This is a genomic window from Tessaracoccus sp. OH4464_COT-324 (assembly GCF_003932855.1).
In the GTDB taxonomy this organism is placed as follows: domain Bacteria; phylum Actinomycetota; class Actinomycetes; order Propionibacteriales; family Propionibacteriaceae; genus Arachnia.
Genome location: NZ_RQYZ01000166.1, coordinates 1 through 329 on the forward strand (window position 1 = coordinate 1; position 329 = coordinate 329).

Consider the following 329-nt stretch of genomic DNA (forward strand, 5'->3'; position numbering starts at 1 on the left):
CCATTCCTACATCAAATAATTTCTGAACATCATCTCGATTTGCTGCAAATTTTTTTATGAAAATATTTGATTGAGCAGGAGAAAAACCAATTTGAAAACGTTGGATGATTTCATCGGATAAGCCACGTTGGTGCAAATAGCTTTGCGCAGGAATATTTTGGCTAAGCTGCTCTTGGTAGAATTTTGCAATTTCTTGCATTAATTCATACAAATCACGCTTTGTTTTAAGGCTAACCTGAGGCTTTCCATTAAATTGATTAGATTTTTCTCTCGGCACTTCTAACCCATGTAAAGCTGCTAATTCCTCAACTGCCTCAACAAATTCTAAC

The 329-nt window shown here is 35.6% G+C and carries 1 protein-coding gene; it reads right to left on the reverse strand.

Annotation, left to right across the window (positions count from 1 at the left end):
- Positions 1-329, reverse strand: a 329-nt coding sequence (locus tag EII42_RS12615) for a hypothetical protein (RefSeq protein WP_199729913.1), incomplete at both ends; no start/stop codon positions are given.